Origin of the sequence: Namhaeicola litoreus, from assembly GCF_042679565.1 — a bacterium.
Classification (GTDB): Bacteria; Bacteroidota; Bacteroidia; order Flavobacteriales; family Flavobacteriaceae; genus Namhaeicola; species Namhaeicola litoreus.
In genome coordinates this window covers 54,610-70,487 of the sequence record NZ_JBHTMY010000001.1, presented here as the reverse complement: position 1 = coordinate 70,487, position 15,878 = coordinate 54,610, and the positions used below count along the sequence as shown (strand labels likewise).

At 36.3% G+C, this 15,878-nt stretch carries 11 protein-coding genes; all 11 read right to left on the bottom strand.

Going from position 1 to position 15,878, the window contains the following annotated elements:
* Window positions 1-1,536, bottom strand: coding sequence for a CotH kinase family protein (locus ACFQ39_RS00295; protein ID WP_377175267.1), 1,536 nt, complete (start codon window positions 1,534-1,536; stop codon window positions 1-3).
* 144 nt (window positions 1,537-1,680) lie between these two features.
* Window positions 1,681-2,952 carry a glycoside hydrolase family 5 protein gene (locus ACFQ39_RS00290; RefSeq protein ID WP_377175266.1) on the bottom strand — a complete coding sequence of 424 codons (1,272 nt, stop codon included), beginning with the start codon at window positions 2,950-2,952 and terminating at the stop codon, window positions 1,681-1,683.
* A gap of 29 nt (window positions 2,953-2,981) precedes the next feature.
* On the bottom strand, window positions 2,982-3,839 hold the full coding sequence (locus ACFQ39_RS00285; protein ID WP_377175264.1) for an endonuclease/exonuclease/phosphatase family protein: 858 nt from the start codon (window positions 3,837-3,839) through the stop codon (window positions 2,982-2,984).
* Between the two features lie 13 nt (window positions 3,840-3,852).
* On the bottom strand, window positions 3,853-5,193 hold the full coding sequence (locus ACFQ39_RS00280; RefSeq protein WP_377175263.1) for an ADP-ribosylglycohydrolase family protein: 1,341 nt from the start codon (window positions 5,191-5,193) through the stop codon (window positions 3,853-3,855).
* Window positions 5,183-7,381: a beta-glucosidase gene (locus ACFQ39_RS00275; RefSeq protein WP_377175261.1), complete on the bottom strand. Its 2,199-nt coding sequence runs from the start codon at window positions 7,379-7,381 to the stop codon at window positions 5,183-5,185. The genes ACFQ39_RS00280 and ACFQ39_RS00275 overlap by 11 nt, the downstream gene beginning before the upstream one ends.
* A gap of 262 nt (window positions 7,382-7,643) precedes the next feature.
* The gene (locus tag ACFQ39_RS00270; RefSeq protein ID WP_377175258.1) at window positions 7,644-8,972 is read right to left on the bottom strand and encodes a glycoside hydrolase family 2 TIM barrel-domain containing protein; all 1,329 of its coding nucleotides are present in this window, start codon (window positions 8,970-8,972) and stop codon (window positions 7,644-7,646) included.
* A gap of 3 nt (window positions 8,973-8,975) precedes the next feature.
* Window positions 8,976-10,514 carry a sugar porter family MFS transporter gene (locus ACFQ39_RS00265; RefSeq protein WP_377175256.1) on the bottom strand — a complete coding sequence of 513 codons (1,539 nt, stop codon included), beginning with the start codon at window positions 10,512-10,514 and terminating at the stop codon, window positions 8,976-8,978.
* 21 nt (window positions 10,515-10,535) lie between these two features.
* Window positions 10,536-11,981 carry a glycoside hydrolase family 30 protein gene (locus ACFQ39_RS00260; RefSeq protein ID WP_377175253.1) on the bottom strand — a complete coding sequence of 482 codons (1,446 nt, stop codon included), beginning with the start codon at window positions 11,979-11,981 and terminating at the stop codon, window positions 10,536-10,538.
* 134 nt (window positions 11,982-12,115) lie between these two features.
* Entirely contained in the window at window positions 12,116-13,237 is a 1,122-nt protein-coding gene (locus tag ACFQ39_RS00255) for a glycoside hydrolase family 16 protein (protein ID WP_377175251.1), read from the bottom strand.
* A 114-nt stretch (window positions 13,238-13,351) separates the two neighbouring features.
* The gene (locus ACFQ39_RS00250; protein ID WP_377175249.1) at window positions 13,352-14,137 is read right to left on the bottom strand and encodes a hypothetical protein; all 786 of its coding nucleotides are present in this window, start codon (window positions 14,135-14,137) and stop codon (window positions 13,352-13,354) included.
* 28 nt (window positions 14,138-14,165) lie between these two features.
* Window positions 14,166-15,866: a RagB/SusD family nutrient uptake outer membrane protein gene (locus ACFQ39_RS00245; RefSeq protein WP_377175246.1), complete on the bottom strand. Its 1,701-nt coding sequence runs from the start codon at window positions 15,864-15,866 to the stop codon at window positions 14,166-14,168.
* Between the last annotated feature and the right edge of the window lie 12 nt (window positions 15,867-15,878).

The following is a 15,878-nucleotide window of genomic DNA, read 5'->3' as shown; positions in this document are numbered from 1 at the left end:
CTAGAGCGAATTAAAGGCTCCTTCCAACCAATTCATTCTCTCTTTATACCAAGATTTTAGATGATCCACCTCTTCTTGATAAGTATCAAAAACAACCGGGTTTGGCCAAACATAATTTCCGAAAAGATTCCATTTTTTATCATTTTCTTCTTGAGCCCATTTAAGATAATTCGCTTGGTCATCAATTTTTTGAAGGATTAGGCTTTCATTTTGCCTAAAATATTTGAAACGCTCCTTAACCAACTCAACAAAAGCAGGATCTTCAAACAGTCTGCTGTACCATTTATGATCTTTTACCCAAAATCCGGTGGGTTTTGTTGCATCTGAATAATCTACATTTCCAAATGCGAGATCAAAATCCCAAAGAGGACCCATTTTTATCTTTTCGCCAGGCATAACATTGAGAAAAATACTCGAAAAGTCTTTAGAATCCTGATTTTTACTTATCTCACTGATCAAATACCAATCTATAAAACTATCCAGGTTTACATATTTTTGATAACCGTGAATCGGGTCTTTAAAATTATTACTAAAAAGCGTATTTTCGAAGTCATTGATATAATCTTTAATGTAGGTATATGCCGTACTTTCATAGTCTAAAGAAGGTTCTTTAATATTGATTAAGAAAGAGTTCGTTCTAAAATAAACATCATCGGGATCTAATCTGTCCAATTGATCAATTTCTAATAAGTAGCCATCATCTCCTAACGCGACACGAAAATCACCTTCTTCGACTTTCTGGCTAATGTGGTAGGTGCCCATATATTCATTATTTACCATCACTTCCGCAAACGCAGATTGAGGTGTCCAATCTAATTTGCTCATATGACCCAATTCAAAAGCAATTCGATTGCGCAGCAAAGTTTTATCCGAATACTCAGCTAAAAAGATCCATTTTTTGTCCTTGGGCATACCCAGCATTTCAGTTTTATCTGAAAAATTGAGTTGATAGGGCTTTTTAGGATGAACCCACCAGGTAGAATTACCCCTTCCCCTAATTTTCATTTCACTATTCCCTAAATTCGCAAAATTCTTGTTGCCATCAATTTGTATACTTCCCTCACGATAGTCATCTTTAGAATCTATGGCCTGACTTCCAAGGGTGTTGATATAAACGATAGGTAAACCTGTAAATCTATCTAAATTTACTTCGTAAACCCTAGTTTCTCCATTTTTAGATTTTACGGTGTAGTTGAGTGTTTTAGTAAAATCATTGGCAGTTTTTCCACTCTGCTGAGGAAAATTATTCACAATTACCTCAGCACCTGTATGCTCAAATCTGGCTACTAGATTTTCCATATCTGCATATACAGGAAGTGTTCCAATGATTTTGTCATCTTCAATTTCCATGCCTTCACTGGTTCCAATACTGGGGTTTTCAGAAGGCAAAAATGTAAAGGAGGTGATGGTGGTACCATTAGCTTCCGGATCATTTGAATTACCGTCATCCCCGCAGGAGATAAGGAGAAAGCCAAATAAAAAATAGATTAGTTTGATTTTGATTAGATCAAAAAAGGTATAGGTAAATTTGGACATATATTTTTTGTTAGGGTTGAATATTCTTTCAATGATTCGTACTTCAGTTGTAAATATGTTGTGCCTTTTTTTAGCATACAAGTTTTAAGTTAATAAAACGGTTCAGATCTACTTTTTACACCATAGGACTTCCTAATTTTGGAACTATTTTTCTGATGGCTCAATTTTAAAATTCAGTGCTTTTGTATAACCTGTATTAACAAAACAGTTTTCGTATTTACAATTTTCCAGAAATTCATTCAGAGCCAACTGGACCTTGTCTGAATCTGGTTTGTTTTTCCTTATTTCAGCATAACTTGAACGATTGCTTTTGGCAAAATCTGAGATAAAATGGTAATCTTTCGGTTCTGGAAAATTCATGATACCACTTAGATTGTTCATTTTTTTATAGGGCCAGAAGCACCAACCAATGTTATTCTTATCAAGTAAGGTTCTGAAATCATGCACCCAATCATCCGAATTCTCACCTGTTTCTCCGATGTAAATAGGGACTTTGTTTTTCAGACCAAAATCTATGTAAGTTTGAATAGCTTCTTGATTTACATCGAACCAGTATTTGTGAAATTCATAAACGATATTCTCATCAAATATTGTTTCAAAAACATTAAAATTCGTACTCCAAACCGAACCATTTAAAAAGATCATATGGTTTTGGTCAACCCGTCGAACTTCCTTAGTAATTCTTTTGTACAACTCAAACAACGAACGATTCAAAGTATCCAGTTCGTTTTCAAAGTAATGAGCAATGGGTTCATTCATGAGATCATAACCCAGTACGATGGGTTCATCAGCATATTTCTGGGCTATTTTAACCCAGATTTCGGTCATAAGGTCTTGAGATGATTGGCTTTTAAAAAGATAGGGATAGCCATAACTATCATCGATGTTGTCTCCCGTTTGGCCGCCAGGGGCGCAATGCATATCCAATAAGACGTACAAGTTTTCCTGCTTACACCAATCAATGATCCTGTCAAAATATTTAAAGCCAGCATTTTTTTTACCCATGTAAAGTTCATCGGTGAACAGTTTATAATGAAATGGCAGGCGTATATGATTGCAGCCAATTCTTTTCAAATATTTGATGTCTTCATGGGTGATGTAATGGTCCAAAAAACCTTCCCAAAATACTCGTAGACTATCAGGACCCACCAACTCATATAACAATTCATCAATTTTTCGGGGAGAATTTACCTGCTCCATTTTGAACATATATCCTTCAGGGACTAACCAATTCCCTAAATTGGTTCCTTTTAAAATGATGGTATTACCATTTTCATCAAGGATATTTTGGCCATCTGTCCTTAAAAAGGATTTCATCTTATCAGACTGAACAAGTGTATCCTTTTCTGTTTTTTTACAAGAAATGAAACTTACCATAATGAAGAGGATAAATAAATAATTTCTTTGTAGATGCATGGCGGAATGTTTTAGGATGCTTTAATTTTTTATGGATTGGAAGGGAATATATTTACAACAACAGGAAAATGATCTGAAATAAATAAGCCGTTTTTCCTTTTATCTTTGATGTGTTGATAAGTTAAAACCTCAAAATCTTTTACAAATATGTAATCGATTCTCACGTCTTCAGGATAATTTGGGTCAAAATTATTAAAAGTACCTATCTTTCCCATAAAATCGTTGGAAGTAAATTCCAATCCGTCTTTCATTTTTGCTTTGATTTTTAAAATAGGTTCACTATCAGGTAGGGCATTAAAATCGCCCATGAGGACAACAGGAAATTTCTCATGATTTATTTTTTCTATTTGTTTCAGGATCAATTCTGCTTCTTTTTGCCTGGCTATCTCACCTTTGTGATCAAAATGCGTGTTAAAAACCCAAAAATTATTTTTTGATGATTTTTCTTTAAAAAGACCATAAGTACAAATTCTTTTATGTGCCGCATCCCAGCCGATGTTACAGCAAGAAGTATTTTCTGCCAACCAAAAGGTGGATTCTTCAATCAAAGTATATTTGGTTGTGTCAAAGAAGATGGGAGAATATTCTCCAGACTCCTTTCCATCTTCCCGAGCAACACCAAAATAGGTATATTGTTTTAGTTTCTTTTCAATAAAATCCAGTTGAAATTTTAAACCCTCTTGGATTCCAAAAATATCTGGTCTGTTCTTAACCAAAAGATCCGCTAATTCTTCTTTTCGCAGTTCCCATTGATTTTCTTTGTCATTCGCTGTTGCATAGCGGATATTGAAGGTCATTACTTTCATTTCTTGTGCCTGTAGATGAGTAAAAATGGTACACGCCAGTAAAACTAGATAAAATTGAACATGTCGATTTGAAAATTTCATAACAAGATTTACTTTATTTTATAATGATTTGAGGAATAATCCAATTGTTGTTCTCAAAATCAATATTTCCGTGCATTTCCTCAATCACTACTCTATCAATAATTTCTATCCCTTTCTGTGCCATTGAAGGAAAATGATCAACTCCATCATTAGGAAAATTAATTCTTGTTCTGTGAATGTTAAATTGATCAGAAAATTTTTGTCCGAATGTTTTTTCAATTCCCTCTTTGCCGATCATAAAACCAATCAGACCTCCCCATGTAGCCGTTGGGTTATCAGAATCCCAACCCGTGAGAACACCAATTTTTACAGTTTCCTTAAAATCTCCTTCTCCGTAAAATAGACTGATTAAACTCGCTCCAAAATTAATACCTGCGGCAAAGCATCCGTTGCAATATAAATTCTGAGATGTAATACCGTAACCATTTTCTTGGTTTACCTGATATTTTTCATAGAGTTGGTCTCTCGTTCTTTCCCAAGGTACTTTCGCATCATAATTCCTTTTTACAAAATCGTACATATGCCACATGTAGGAATCTTTCGGGAATACCATTTTTGCTTCCTCTGCCATGTTTTGCAGTCGGTTTTTAATGGGCAATGTTGAAGGTGAACTTGCCAACGCATGCATGATGACATAAAACTGCGATATTTTTTCTGCATTTTCTCTGGCCACAGTTTGTATGGGTAGTCTCGCCATTTTTAAAGCAATATCCGGACGAGTAGGAGCGAAGAGTCCGAAAATTTCTGTGGTGAGCTGTGCATCGATCATATCATATTGAGGGTTGTTTTTAGCTGATCCTGTTTCCGGTGGTATCACTCCCTTTTTCATAAGATCAAAGGCTTGTTGATTTGAAACCCACAAATAATTTTCCTCCTCTTGTTTGATATGTTTTAGCCAACCTTCTCTAATTTGTTCCCCCGAAAGCATACTTGTTTTGTAATTCAATAGAAGGTGTTGGTACATATATTCTATATCCGTATCATCATCTGCCCCCCAAATACTATCCGGTTTAGCAAAAATAAAATCAATGGTTGGCGATAAATTGCTAGGAACTCCTTCTCCCCAAATACTGGGCTGATCGGCTTTACCCCAATTGTTTCGAGTATAAAAATCACCCGTTTTAATCTCTCCGATATTTCCAATTTTATCCATTTCGGTGATTAAACCTGTCCAATTCGCAATGCATTGTCCCAACCAAAAACCTTCTAATTTATTTACGTATTCAGCCCGCGATAAAATATGATCCTCAGATTTTGATACTTTATTTTCTTTTATCTGAGCAAAAACTTCGATATGATTTGTGATAAAAAGAAAAAAAACTAAGCCAATTCTAAGAAAAACTTTATTGTACATCGATTTTTAATTTTTGATCAATTTTATTCGAAGCTGTTCCCACATATATGATATACTCGCCTTTCTCCAGATGCCAGTCAGAAATTGTTTCATCGTAAAAAGCCAAAGATTTTGGATCAATGGTAATAGTAATTGTTTTCTTCTCGCCACTTTTAAGGAAAACTTTCTCAAATCCTTTCAATTCTTTCACAGCCCTCTTTACAATAGACTTTGGTTTGCCAACATACACTTGAATGACTTCTGAACCTTCTCGACTACCAATGTTTTTTATATCACAATCGATTTTTAAATGATTTTCGGCAGAAACTGTTTTGTCTAATATTTCGATATTATCAATTTTAAAATCGGTATAAGAAAGCCCTTCACCAAAAGCAAATTGCGGAGTAATTTTTTTATGTTCATGCCAACGGTAACCCACGAAGATATCTTCCTTGTAATATTGTTTTATGCTGTCTCCCGGATATGAAAGTTCTCCAAAATAGTGTGCACCATTATCAGTTAATTTTATAGGATAAGTAAAAGGGAGTTTGCCTGAGGGGTTGACATCTCCACTTAAAATATCTGCCAAGGCATGACCAGATTCACTTCCTAAATACCAGGATTGAACGAGCCCTTTCACTTTTGGCAGCCATGGCATGGCAACGGCATTTCCACTAATAAGGACAACTCCGATATTATTATTTACGTTGGAAATTTCATTGATCATTTCATTTTGACCAAAGGGTAAGTCATAAGAAAGCCGATCACCACCTTCACAATCTTGAAGGTGATTTTTATTTAGTCCCCCAACAAATAAAACGAGATCGGCTTGTTTTGCGATGTTTATGGCAGCTGATTTTAAAGAGTCAGCATTCAATTTTGAAGGGATCACATTACCGTACACCGGTGGTCCGGACGCGTATCCCATACTGTGCAAGATTGTTGCATTTTTAAATCTTTCTTGTATACCTTGAAGTGGTGATATCTCAAATTTTGGTTTTAGTTCTGAAGACCCACCACCAGGTGCCATTTTCCTGGTTGCGTTTTCACCTATAATTGCAATTGTCATTTTTTTATTTGGGTCTATAGGAAATATATCGCTATCATTTTTCAATAAAACAATTCCCTCTTGTGCAATTTTTCTGGCTATATCCAGATGTTCTTGATTATTTGCTTTTCCAAAGGAACGGGTAGGATTCATATTTGTGCGGTACATTAACCGTAAAATTCTCTTCACTTTCTCATCCAAAAATCGCTCTTCTATTTCACCATTTTTAATCATTTGCAAAAAAGGATAGGCCAGGTAGTAATTATCATAGGCATTTTTTAATGTGCTCGTTAAGCCATCTGTTCCTGTGCCCATTTCCATATCTAAACCATACAGTGCCGCCTCCTTTGTATTGTGTGCAGAGCCCCAATCTGTAATTAAAACTCCATCAAATTTCCAATCGCTTTTTAGAATTTTATTAATGAGCAGTTCGTGATGGCTACAATACTGACCTCTAAATTTATTATAAGCGCCCATTACTGCCCACACTTTTCCCTGTTCAACAGCTGCTTTAAAAGCGGGTAAATAGATTTCATAAAGCGCACGGTCGCTTACCTCAACACTGATATGACCACGCCATTTTTCCTGGTTATTTAGTACAAAATGTTTCAAACAGGCTGCTACGCCATTTTCTTGCACCCCTTGGATATAAGGAACAACTAAGGTAGAAGCCAAAAACGGATCTTCACCCATGTATTCAAAATTTCTTCCGTTCAGGGGAGTTCTGTATATATTAACACCAGGTCCTAGTAAAACATCTTTTTTTCTATAGCGAGCCTCTTCTCCTACACTTTGACCATATGCTTTCGCGAGACTCGGATTAAAAGAAGCCGCGAGGCATGTCAGTGCTGGAAAAGCGGTAATGGAATCATTTGTCCAACCTGCATAACCCCAATTATCCCAGTTTATTTCTCCTCTTACACCATGAGGACCATCCGACATCCAAATTTCAGGAATACCTAATCTGGGTACACCCGGCGTACTAAATTTTGATTGGGCGTGACACATCGCGACTTTTTCTTCTAATGTCAACAGTCCTATAATACTATCAATTCTCTCTTCAATTATTAAATCCCTCGATTTGTTCTGAGACAAGTTCTGCCCAACGCTAAAAAACGAAAGAAATAAAGTGATAATGCCAAATACAATTTTACTTTTCATATTGATTTTACTTAAAAATGGCGATCAAAATTTTGAATTTTTCAATGACCATAGTTTTGTTATAATTGTTTTAATCTTATCGTTTTTCTCATACTAGATAAAACACTTAGAAGATTATTTTACTTGAAAGCCATATAATTAAATTTTTTTATAATGAAGAAATACATCCATCTAATTCCTAATTTGTTTTTAATTATGAGGGCATGATTTTTGGGTTGTAAAACACACAAAATGAGGGGTGTATTTTCTTAAGGTAAAAACTTTAATTGACTTTAAAAGGTATATTTGCTGTTGCTGCATGATTATTTCCATCATCGGCATAGACAAATAGTCTGTAATTTCCTGTTTTAGGCGCCTTAAATTCTAACTGACCATTAGCCATGCTGATAAAATTACCTTCGATGGGTTTGGGACGTGATTCATAATCTCCACCATCTCCAAGGTCAGTACTTTCTGGCAAAATTTCCCACGTATAATTGATTTTGTCATTTTCATGATCTTCAATTGTAATATTTGCTTTATAGTTTTTCCCATCTTCTAATATGACATTATCGTATGCAGTTTTTTGATCTAACAGGAAGGACACTATTTTTGGTGTTCGATTGGATGGCCAATTTGAATTCCAAATGTAATGCATCGCATCAACTGATTCTGTTTCCTTGCCGTCCTCTAAAAATATTCCATACCATGTAGGTGTTCGTTCCTGTTTTTGGCCCCATAGAAAAACGTAAGAACCAACACATTGCTCAGGATCTGATGCAATGCCGCTATCATATCTTTTTAAATAATTCGCTGCCTTTACAGTACTGTTTTCTTCAATTGGCACATCCCAACTCGTTTTTGGCACTTCCCAATGTCCGGTGGCTCCCCATTCGGTCACCATGTAAGCTCCTTTCCAGCCATACTCCTTTATTAATTGTGGAAGCCTTGATAATTCGCCATACATTTGAACTGAAAGTAGGTCTATATCAGAACACCTTTCTTTGATCAGTGACACTTCATTCTGAGATATACCCGCAAGACTCGTGGTGGTTAAATGATTTGGATCAATTTTATGTATCATTTTGGAAATATCGTTTACAGCATCCCAAACCTTAGGATTGGTATACCGCAAGTTGAGTTCATTACCAATTCCCCAAATCATAAGAGCAGGATGATCTTTTAATGCCATGACCTCGTTTTTAATCCGTTCGAGCTGTGCTTTTACTGCCTTTTCATCATTGTAGTCAAATCCATGTCTTTCTCTCGCAACTTCGATTCCCATGGTGACCATCAATCCATTTTCATATGCTTCATCTAAAACTTCTTTGGCACTTCTTTCTCCATTATCTGTTCTCCAAGTCCTAAAAGAATTCCCATGATGTTTTGCCAAAGCTGGTATATTACCAAATTCTATACCTGCACCTTTTATATAAAAAGGTTCATTATTTATATAGATTTGAAATTTTTCGCCTACTTTTTTTAATTCAACTTTTGATGGATGATTTGTTTTCACAGAAGTTTCCTTTTTGGTTTGTTTAGAATTGCAAGCGAATAAGCTCAGGATACTCAAAACTATTACAAAAATGAATTTAAGATGTTGTACTGCCATTAGTTAGTTTTTCACCAATTCAAACTCGATTTGCTCTAATGATTTGCCTTTGGTTTCCGGTAATATTTTTAATAAAATAAAGAAACCAATGAGAGCGATTAATCCAAAAATCAAGAAGGTCAAAGCGTTTCCAAGCGTTGATAATTCCCAAGGGAATATTTGTTGTACTAACCAACTTATAAATGAATTTACAAAGCCAATGGCACCGATCGCCAAACCCCTATATTTAATGGGATACAATTCTGACAGCATTACCCACATAACTGGGCCTAAAGAAAAGGCAAAACAGGCAATAAAGCCTAAAATACCTATTAGCACCAAAGTAGCATTCATGTTTGTTGCAGCTTCTAAAATGGCGCCCTCGTTTTTGGTATATACTTGGTTGCCTAAGGCTGATTTCATATCGTTTTTAAAATCTAAATCATTGTCGTACTTTTTATTCGCAAATTGATTTAATTTACTTGAATCAAAGTTTTCAAATTTTGAAATATTTTCAGGAGTTAATTCATACGTTGCCTGATTAAAACCATGCGCACACAACAATAAACTTAAAGCAATGCCAGCCATTCCAACTAAAAGTAACGGTCTTCTACCCATTTTATCAATTAAAATAATCGCTATTATTGTAAATACCACTGTGGTTGAACTCAATAATATCCCTGACGCGAAAGAAGCATCATTGCCAATTCCAGTTTGTTTAAATATTGAAGTGGCATAAAAATAGACCGCATTGATACCTGTAATCTGTTGGAGAATTCCCAAAACTAAACCTACCATTAAAATAAACCGCAATGAAGGTTTTAAAAGCTCTACAATAGCAATTTTTTCTGCTTTTTCCCCTTCTTTTACATTTTCTTTAATTGAGTTAATTTCAATAGCTGCCAGTTTTTCTCCGTAAAGTTTGTTCAATATATTTTTTGCTTCTTGTAATTTGCCTTTTGAAAATAACCAACGTGGGCTTTTTGGTACAAAAAACATACAAATAAAATATAAAATTGCAGGAATAAACTCCACCCCAAGCATCCATCTCCAAACATTTTCATCGGTTAAAAACGAATTCCCTTCGGTATTTAGTTTGTTGAAATAATAATTACTTAAAAAAGCTGCGAAAAAGCCAAGTACGATATTTAATTGTTGGATTGAGACTAGCTTTCCTCTATTTTCAGCTGAAGAAATCTCGGCAATATAAGTTGGCGCTAATACGAGCGCTGCACCAAAAGCTAAACCTCCAATCATTCTTGCTATATAAAGCATTTCATAGGATGTGGCGTAGGCAGAGGATAAGGCTGAAAAAGCATATAAGAAAGCAACGAGGATCAATATTTTTTTGCGGCCAATGATATCACTTAATCGTCCTGCTATTAACATAGCAATCATGGCTGCAAATGAGGGTGAGCTAACTACCCAACCTGTTTGAGTATCGTTCAAATTAAATTCAGGTCCGGCGTAAGACATTACGCCTGAAATAATTCCCGCATCAAACCCAAATAAAAACCCGCCTAATGAGACTACAAATGCAATAAATACAACTTTTTTTGACATTATTAAATTGTTTAGTAGCGGTTAATTTAAAACAATGGTTTGAATAGAATGCTCGGGCATAGCTAATTTAGCGGTCTTTCCATCTACAGTTATAAAATAATCTATGCGTGTATCTGCATCGTTCATCGCTACAATCACAATGCTTCCATCTACATTCATAAAAGAGGTCGCACTAAGCGGATTAGATGTGGTGCCTGTAGAGAGTCTTTTTGCTCCCGGGCGGATAAATTTTGAAAAATGTCCGATGTAGTAGTAAGAATTGGTAAAAATTAACTTGCCGGTTTTTGTGTCTCCATGCACCGGAGCAAAGCAAAAGTTTCCAACATGGTTGGGCCCGCCATTTTCATCCAATAAGATATTCCAATCTGTCCACGCCACGGTTCCGTGGTTAAAATCATTGATCATCGCTTTGCCGTATCTTTCAGGAAGTTTTGGATCTTCGATTCTTTCCATGTCAAATCTTTCATTACATCCTTCGGTAAAAATGAGTTTTTTATCCGGAAAAGCTTCATTCACCTTAGCGACGTTTTTATACATAGGTATGCCGTCTTTCCAATCTTCATACCAGTGAAAACCGGTTCCCCAAACGTATTTATTGGCCTCAGGATCACTTAGAATGACATTCGCTCTTTCAAAAAGTAGATCACGATTATGGTCCCAAACAATTATTTTTTTATCCCCTAGTCCTTCTTCCTCTAAGGTTGGGCCCAAAAAGTTTTTTAAAAAATCTCGTTCATCCTCGGCTGTATAGATGCAAGATTCCCATCTCTGGGTGGCCATGGGTTCATTCTGAATAGAAAGCCCCCAAATAGGAATTCCCTCACTTTCATACGCTTTGATAAACTTAGCGTAATAAGTTGCCCAGACTTTCGCGAATTCTGGTTTTAATTTGCCTCCTCCCAGCATGTTTCCATTGGTTTTCATAAAGGCAGGCGGACTCCATGGACTTGCATAAGTAGTAAGTTCTCCACCAGCCGCTTCAATGGCTAATTTGGTAAATGGCAATCTGTATGTTCTGTCATGCTCTATATTAAATGTTTTTAGATCAGCATCTCCTTCTTCTATATACGTATAACTGCCACTCGAAAAATCACAACTGTGAATGATGGTTCTGGCCAATGAATATCCAATACCATTTTCTATGCTATAATAAGCTTCCATAAACACCTTTTGCTGATCCTCATCTAACTTATAAAATGTTTCGGCCGCAGCATCTGTAAGCGCAGCCCCAATTCCTAAAAGAGTTTGATGTTGTTTTGCGGTGTTTACTAAGACTGAACTTTCAGTCTCCAGTGGTTGAATAAAATCTGTGAAATTAAGTTGTGCATGGGTTAATTGTAATTTCACATCATTTGTGATGCTGGTTGTGTAGACAGCACTATTTTCGAAACTTTGTCTTTTTTCTTTTATTGTTTCCTTATCATTTTCAGTCGACGGATTTTTTGCCTCTTGTTTACAATTTGTCATAAGAAGTACAGTAAAAAATGAAAGTAAAATCTTGTTTATATAAAATTGGTTGAGCATGTGTATTTTAATTTATTGACATAAGATTTCTTTTTGATTTAGCTTATCCCTGTCTAATTCTTATTTTTAAAATCAAATCATTGAAAAAGTCTTACGTAATCAATTTCCATAGATGATTTGGTAAAGTTAGGATCGATTGTAAACCAATCACCTCCCATGGCAACGTTGAGGATAATAAATTGATCTGCAGTATATGGCCAATTCTGACTATTTTTAGAAGATGGGCTATATTCATATTTGAATTCTCCATCTATTAAAAAGCGGAGGCTATCTGGTGTCCATTCTACAGAATAAACATGAAACTCAGTGTCGTAATCGCTAATCATTGTAGCGCCAACTCGAACATTACTACAGCCACCGGAACAAGCCGGTGTGTGTGTAGCACTAGATACTTCCGCAGGAATATGTCCCCAGTGCTCCATAATATCAATTTCTCCGCAAGCCGGCCAGCCCACAGTAGTGTGGTTGGCACCAAGCATCCAAATGGCGGGCCATGTTCCATCACCTTTTGGTAATTTAGCTCTAACATCTAACCTTCCATATGTAAAAGTATGTTTTGAGTTTAAACGTGCAGAAGTGTAATTTTTGGTAGAGCTATTAAAAGTGTAGGTCTCTTTTTTTGCAGTAATTTTCAAAGTTCCATCAGAAACATAGGCATTATCCAGCCTGTCTGTATAATGTTGCTTTTCTCCATTCCACCAGCTGCCATTATTTGGGGGTACTGTTTCAAATTTCCAATTTTGCTCTGAAACGGCTCCATCTACATCAAATTCATCTGCCCAAACTAGTTTGTACTCAGGAGGTTTTACATATACTCGAATAGTTTTAAACTCATTAATCGATCTGGCATCCTTTGAATAAGCATATATAGTAATCGAATAATCATTTGTGCCTACTTTAGTGAAGGTGAATTCAAAATTGCCTGTTGTATTTTGAATTTCAGGTTCAGTTCCAATTTTCAAACCGTATTTTATCGCATCTTTTGCCGAAGCTGTGCAGGTTATTTTTCCAGAACCATCTCCGTTTGGATTGGAAGAGTCTTGTCCGTTGATGGCTAAGTTAACCACCAGATTTGTAGGAAAAATATCATCCGGTTCAGGAGTTGTGGGGTCGTCACTGCCATTGCAAGATAGACCGAACAGTATAAATAAGACGAAAAATCCTATTTTATAAAATTGATTGTACGATGAGTTTTTCATAACTTCAAAAATAGTGATAAAAATACATGTTTGAAAGTTTTAATCTTTACCAGCCCGAAGGCCGGTAAAGATCAAAACACAAATTAATCTAATTATGAATTATGAATGAGAAGGTTATTCTGGTTTAAAGATCCATGTCCATCCGCTACCGCAGGTACCATTTGGTATAAATAGGATCAATTCATCCTCTGTTAATGAAATAATTTGATATTTTGCACTGGCATTGGTACCACATTCAACAGCTCCTAAAATATTTCCACCATTGATTTGAAGCATTTGATTTCCAACATCTAAAACAAAACTTGATTTTACTTGGTCAGCATCGGGTCCTGATTGATAAGTGAAATTCGCTGCACCATCAAGATCAAATTTCATCTTGCCGGCTTGATCGAAAGGAGGACAACAAGTTCCTCCGGCATTCCACCAAACTCCGGCCCAATTATCAGGTGGACTCATATACCACCATAATCTTTCATCACCTCCGGTACCATTGAAAACCCAAGTTTTACCCGCAGCAGTATCTTCTCCAACTAAATCGTACCAATCCTGATCTAATGCATTGTCTAGTTGATCAATTTGAACATCGATTGTTTTTTCAAAAAACTCTGCTCCAAGTGTACCTACATAGGTAAATGTTGCTTTTCCAGGAATAGGATAGATAAATTCAAATTTATCAGTTAAGGCCTTACCTAAATTATAGTCCCAATAGCCGGTAATTCCGGGCGTGGCCATTTCTAAGGTAATTTTATTTCCACCTGGTGTACTTTGAGTTGCTACCAACTCAACACCAGCGATGTCTGTCGTATTTTCAAGGTATTCCTCGTCAACAATTGGATCACATGATGATACCATCAGTACCATCAATCCAATAAAAAGACCATATATTTTATTTATTTTCATATCTCTGTTATATTAAAATTTAACTTTTTTACCAGCCCGGGTTTTGTTCATAAACTCCACCTGATAGTCTGATTTCAGTTTCAGGTATTGGAACCAATCCTTTGGTTTCAGGTCTGTAGGTCACTTTGTATTGTGCATCGATTCCACCTGCATTTTTCACATTGATGACATCGTTGAAGGCCGTATTTACATCTCCCCAACGAACTAAATCAAACCATCTGAGACCTTCAAAAGACAATTCGTGTAAACGCTCTTCCTTTAAAGCTTGTAAAGAATATCCTACAGGGTCTAATCCCGCTCTAGCTCTTACTTCATTCATACCTTCAGCTGTTCCTGTAATTTCTGAATGCATCAGTAATACATCGGCGAAACGCATAAAAATAAAGTCTTGTGCATGCATCAACTGCATATCTGCATTTCCCCAGCTGTATAACTGAACAAACATACCTTTACCGCTGTGTTGCAAAGCGGTGTATTTTTTATTAAAATAACCTGTATGATGATCCGCATTATCAGGAAATTTATAGCCGTCTGTTCCTTGATCCGCTTGACCGAGTTGAAGAATAGAGCCTACTTTTCTAGGATCGTCATCAGACCAACTAGACCATAATTTAGGGTTTACTGTACCCCATCCCCAACCTTCTCCAAAAGGAGTAAGTGAGTTTCCGCGAATGGAAGTAAATAAACAAAGTCTGTTGGTGTAGATATTCCCGTTTGACCATCCCCAATCTCCAAAGGAGAAACGTTGGACAAACATAGTTTCATAGTTTCCTGTTCCAAAAGTTGGAGAGTGTCCGTCTTGACCTACCCATGAAAGTCCTTCAGCTTCTGCCCATGGCAATACGGTTGTCCCCGCACTTTGATTGAGGTAAGAATAAGGCCATAAATTTCTAAAATCACTCGCTAATTTATGTCCACTATTATTAATGCAATCTTCCAAATAACTGGTAACTTCAGATTTGGATAAAGAACCACCACCTGCTAAGGGAAGATCATTTGTTCCCTGACCTTCAATATTGGTCATATAACCGGTGTAAAACAAAAATACCCTGGCCAAATAGGCTTCTGCTACCCATTTGTTTGCATGTCCATATCTAGAAGTTGGAATGCTCGGAAATGGTGTTGCAGGCATTGTTTCGATGGCGCTCACCAAGTCTGATGCGATTTGTGCAAAAGTATCTGAATAGGAAGATCTACCTACATCTTTTGGATCATCTACAGCTACTATCATGGGAACCCCACCAAAGAATTTAGCTAATCTGAAATAGAAAAATGCTCTCATAAAAAGGGCCTCACCTATGGCTTGATCTTTAAATTCCTGGGCTTTTTCAGGACTATCAAAATAGGTAGTAAAATCTGCATCCGGAGTTTTTTCAATGATCGCATTTGCTCTGGCAATTCCTCTATAACATTGAGTCCACATATCGCGATAAGTATCCTCTGCAGGATCTTCAAAATTATCTACATACTTTGCAGATTTATCATCAGGTCCACCACCACCTAACATCATATCAGACATTAAAGTTGCTGCTACAGATTCGTTACTGTGTACATTAGGTGTGTATATGGCGTTGTATACACCAGCCATAGCTTCATCTATGTCCTGCGGAGTCTTGTAAAAAGTCTCTAAACTTTTTCCATAAAGATTATCCGTATCCAAATATTCTTCGCTGCAGCTGGTTACAAGTAACATAGCTACAAGGGAAGCAAAATATATTAGTTTTTTCATTATCTTATTTAT

Excerpts from the sequence above, each read along its gene's own strand:
- ACFQ39_RS00290 (WP_377175266.1), bottom strand. The coding sequence starts at position 2,952 with ATGCATCTACAAAGAAATTATTTATTTATCCTCTTCATTATGGTAAGT.
- ACFQ39_RS00255 (WP_377175251.1), bottom strand. The coding sequence starts at position 13,237 with ATGAAAAACTCATCGTACAATCAATTTTATAAAATAGGATTTTTCGTC.
- ACFQ39_RS00265 (WP_377175256.1), bottom strand. The coding sequence starts at position 10,514 with ATGTCAAAAAAAGTTGTATTTATTGCATTTGTAGTCTCATTAGGCGGG.
- ACFQ39_RS00295 (WP_377175267.1), bottom strand. The coding sequence starts at position 1,536 with ATGTCCAAATTTACCTATACCTTTTTTGATCTAATCAAAATCAAACTA.
- ACFQ39_RS00245 (WP_377175246.1), bottom strand. The coding sequence starts at position 15,866 with ATGAAAAAACTAATATATTTTGCTTCCCTTGTAGCTATGTTACTTGTA.
- ACFQ39_RS00275 (WP_377175261.1), bottom strand. The coding sequence starts at position 7,381 with ATGAAAAGTAAAATTGTATTTGGCATTATCACTTTATTTCTTTCGTTT.
- ACFQ39_RS00285 (WP_377175264.1), bottom strand. The coding sequence starts at position 3,839 with ATGAAATTTTCAAATCGACATGTTCAATTTTATCTAGTTTTACTGGCG.
- ACFQ39_RS00270 (WP_377175258.1), bottom strand. The coding sequence starts at position 8,972 with ATGGCAGTACAACATCTTAAATTCATTTTTGTAATAGTTTTGAGTATC.
- ACFQ39_RS00250 (WP_377175249.1), bottom strand. The coding sequence starts at position 14,137 with ATGAAAATAAATAAAATATATGGTCTTTTTATTGGATTGATGGTACTG.
- ACFQ39_RS00260 (WP_377175253.1), bottom strand. The coding sequence starts at position 11,981 with ATGACAAATTGTAAACAAGAGGCAAAAAATCCGTCGACTGAAAATGAT.
- ACFQ39_RS00280 (WP_377175263.1), bottom strand. The coding sequence starts at position 5,193 with ATGTACAATAAAGTTTTTCTTAGAATTGGCTTAGTTTTTTTTCTTTTT.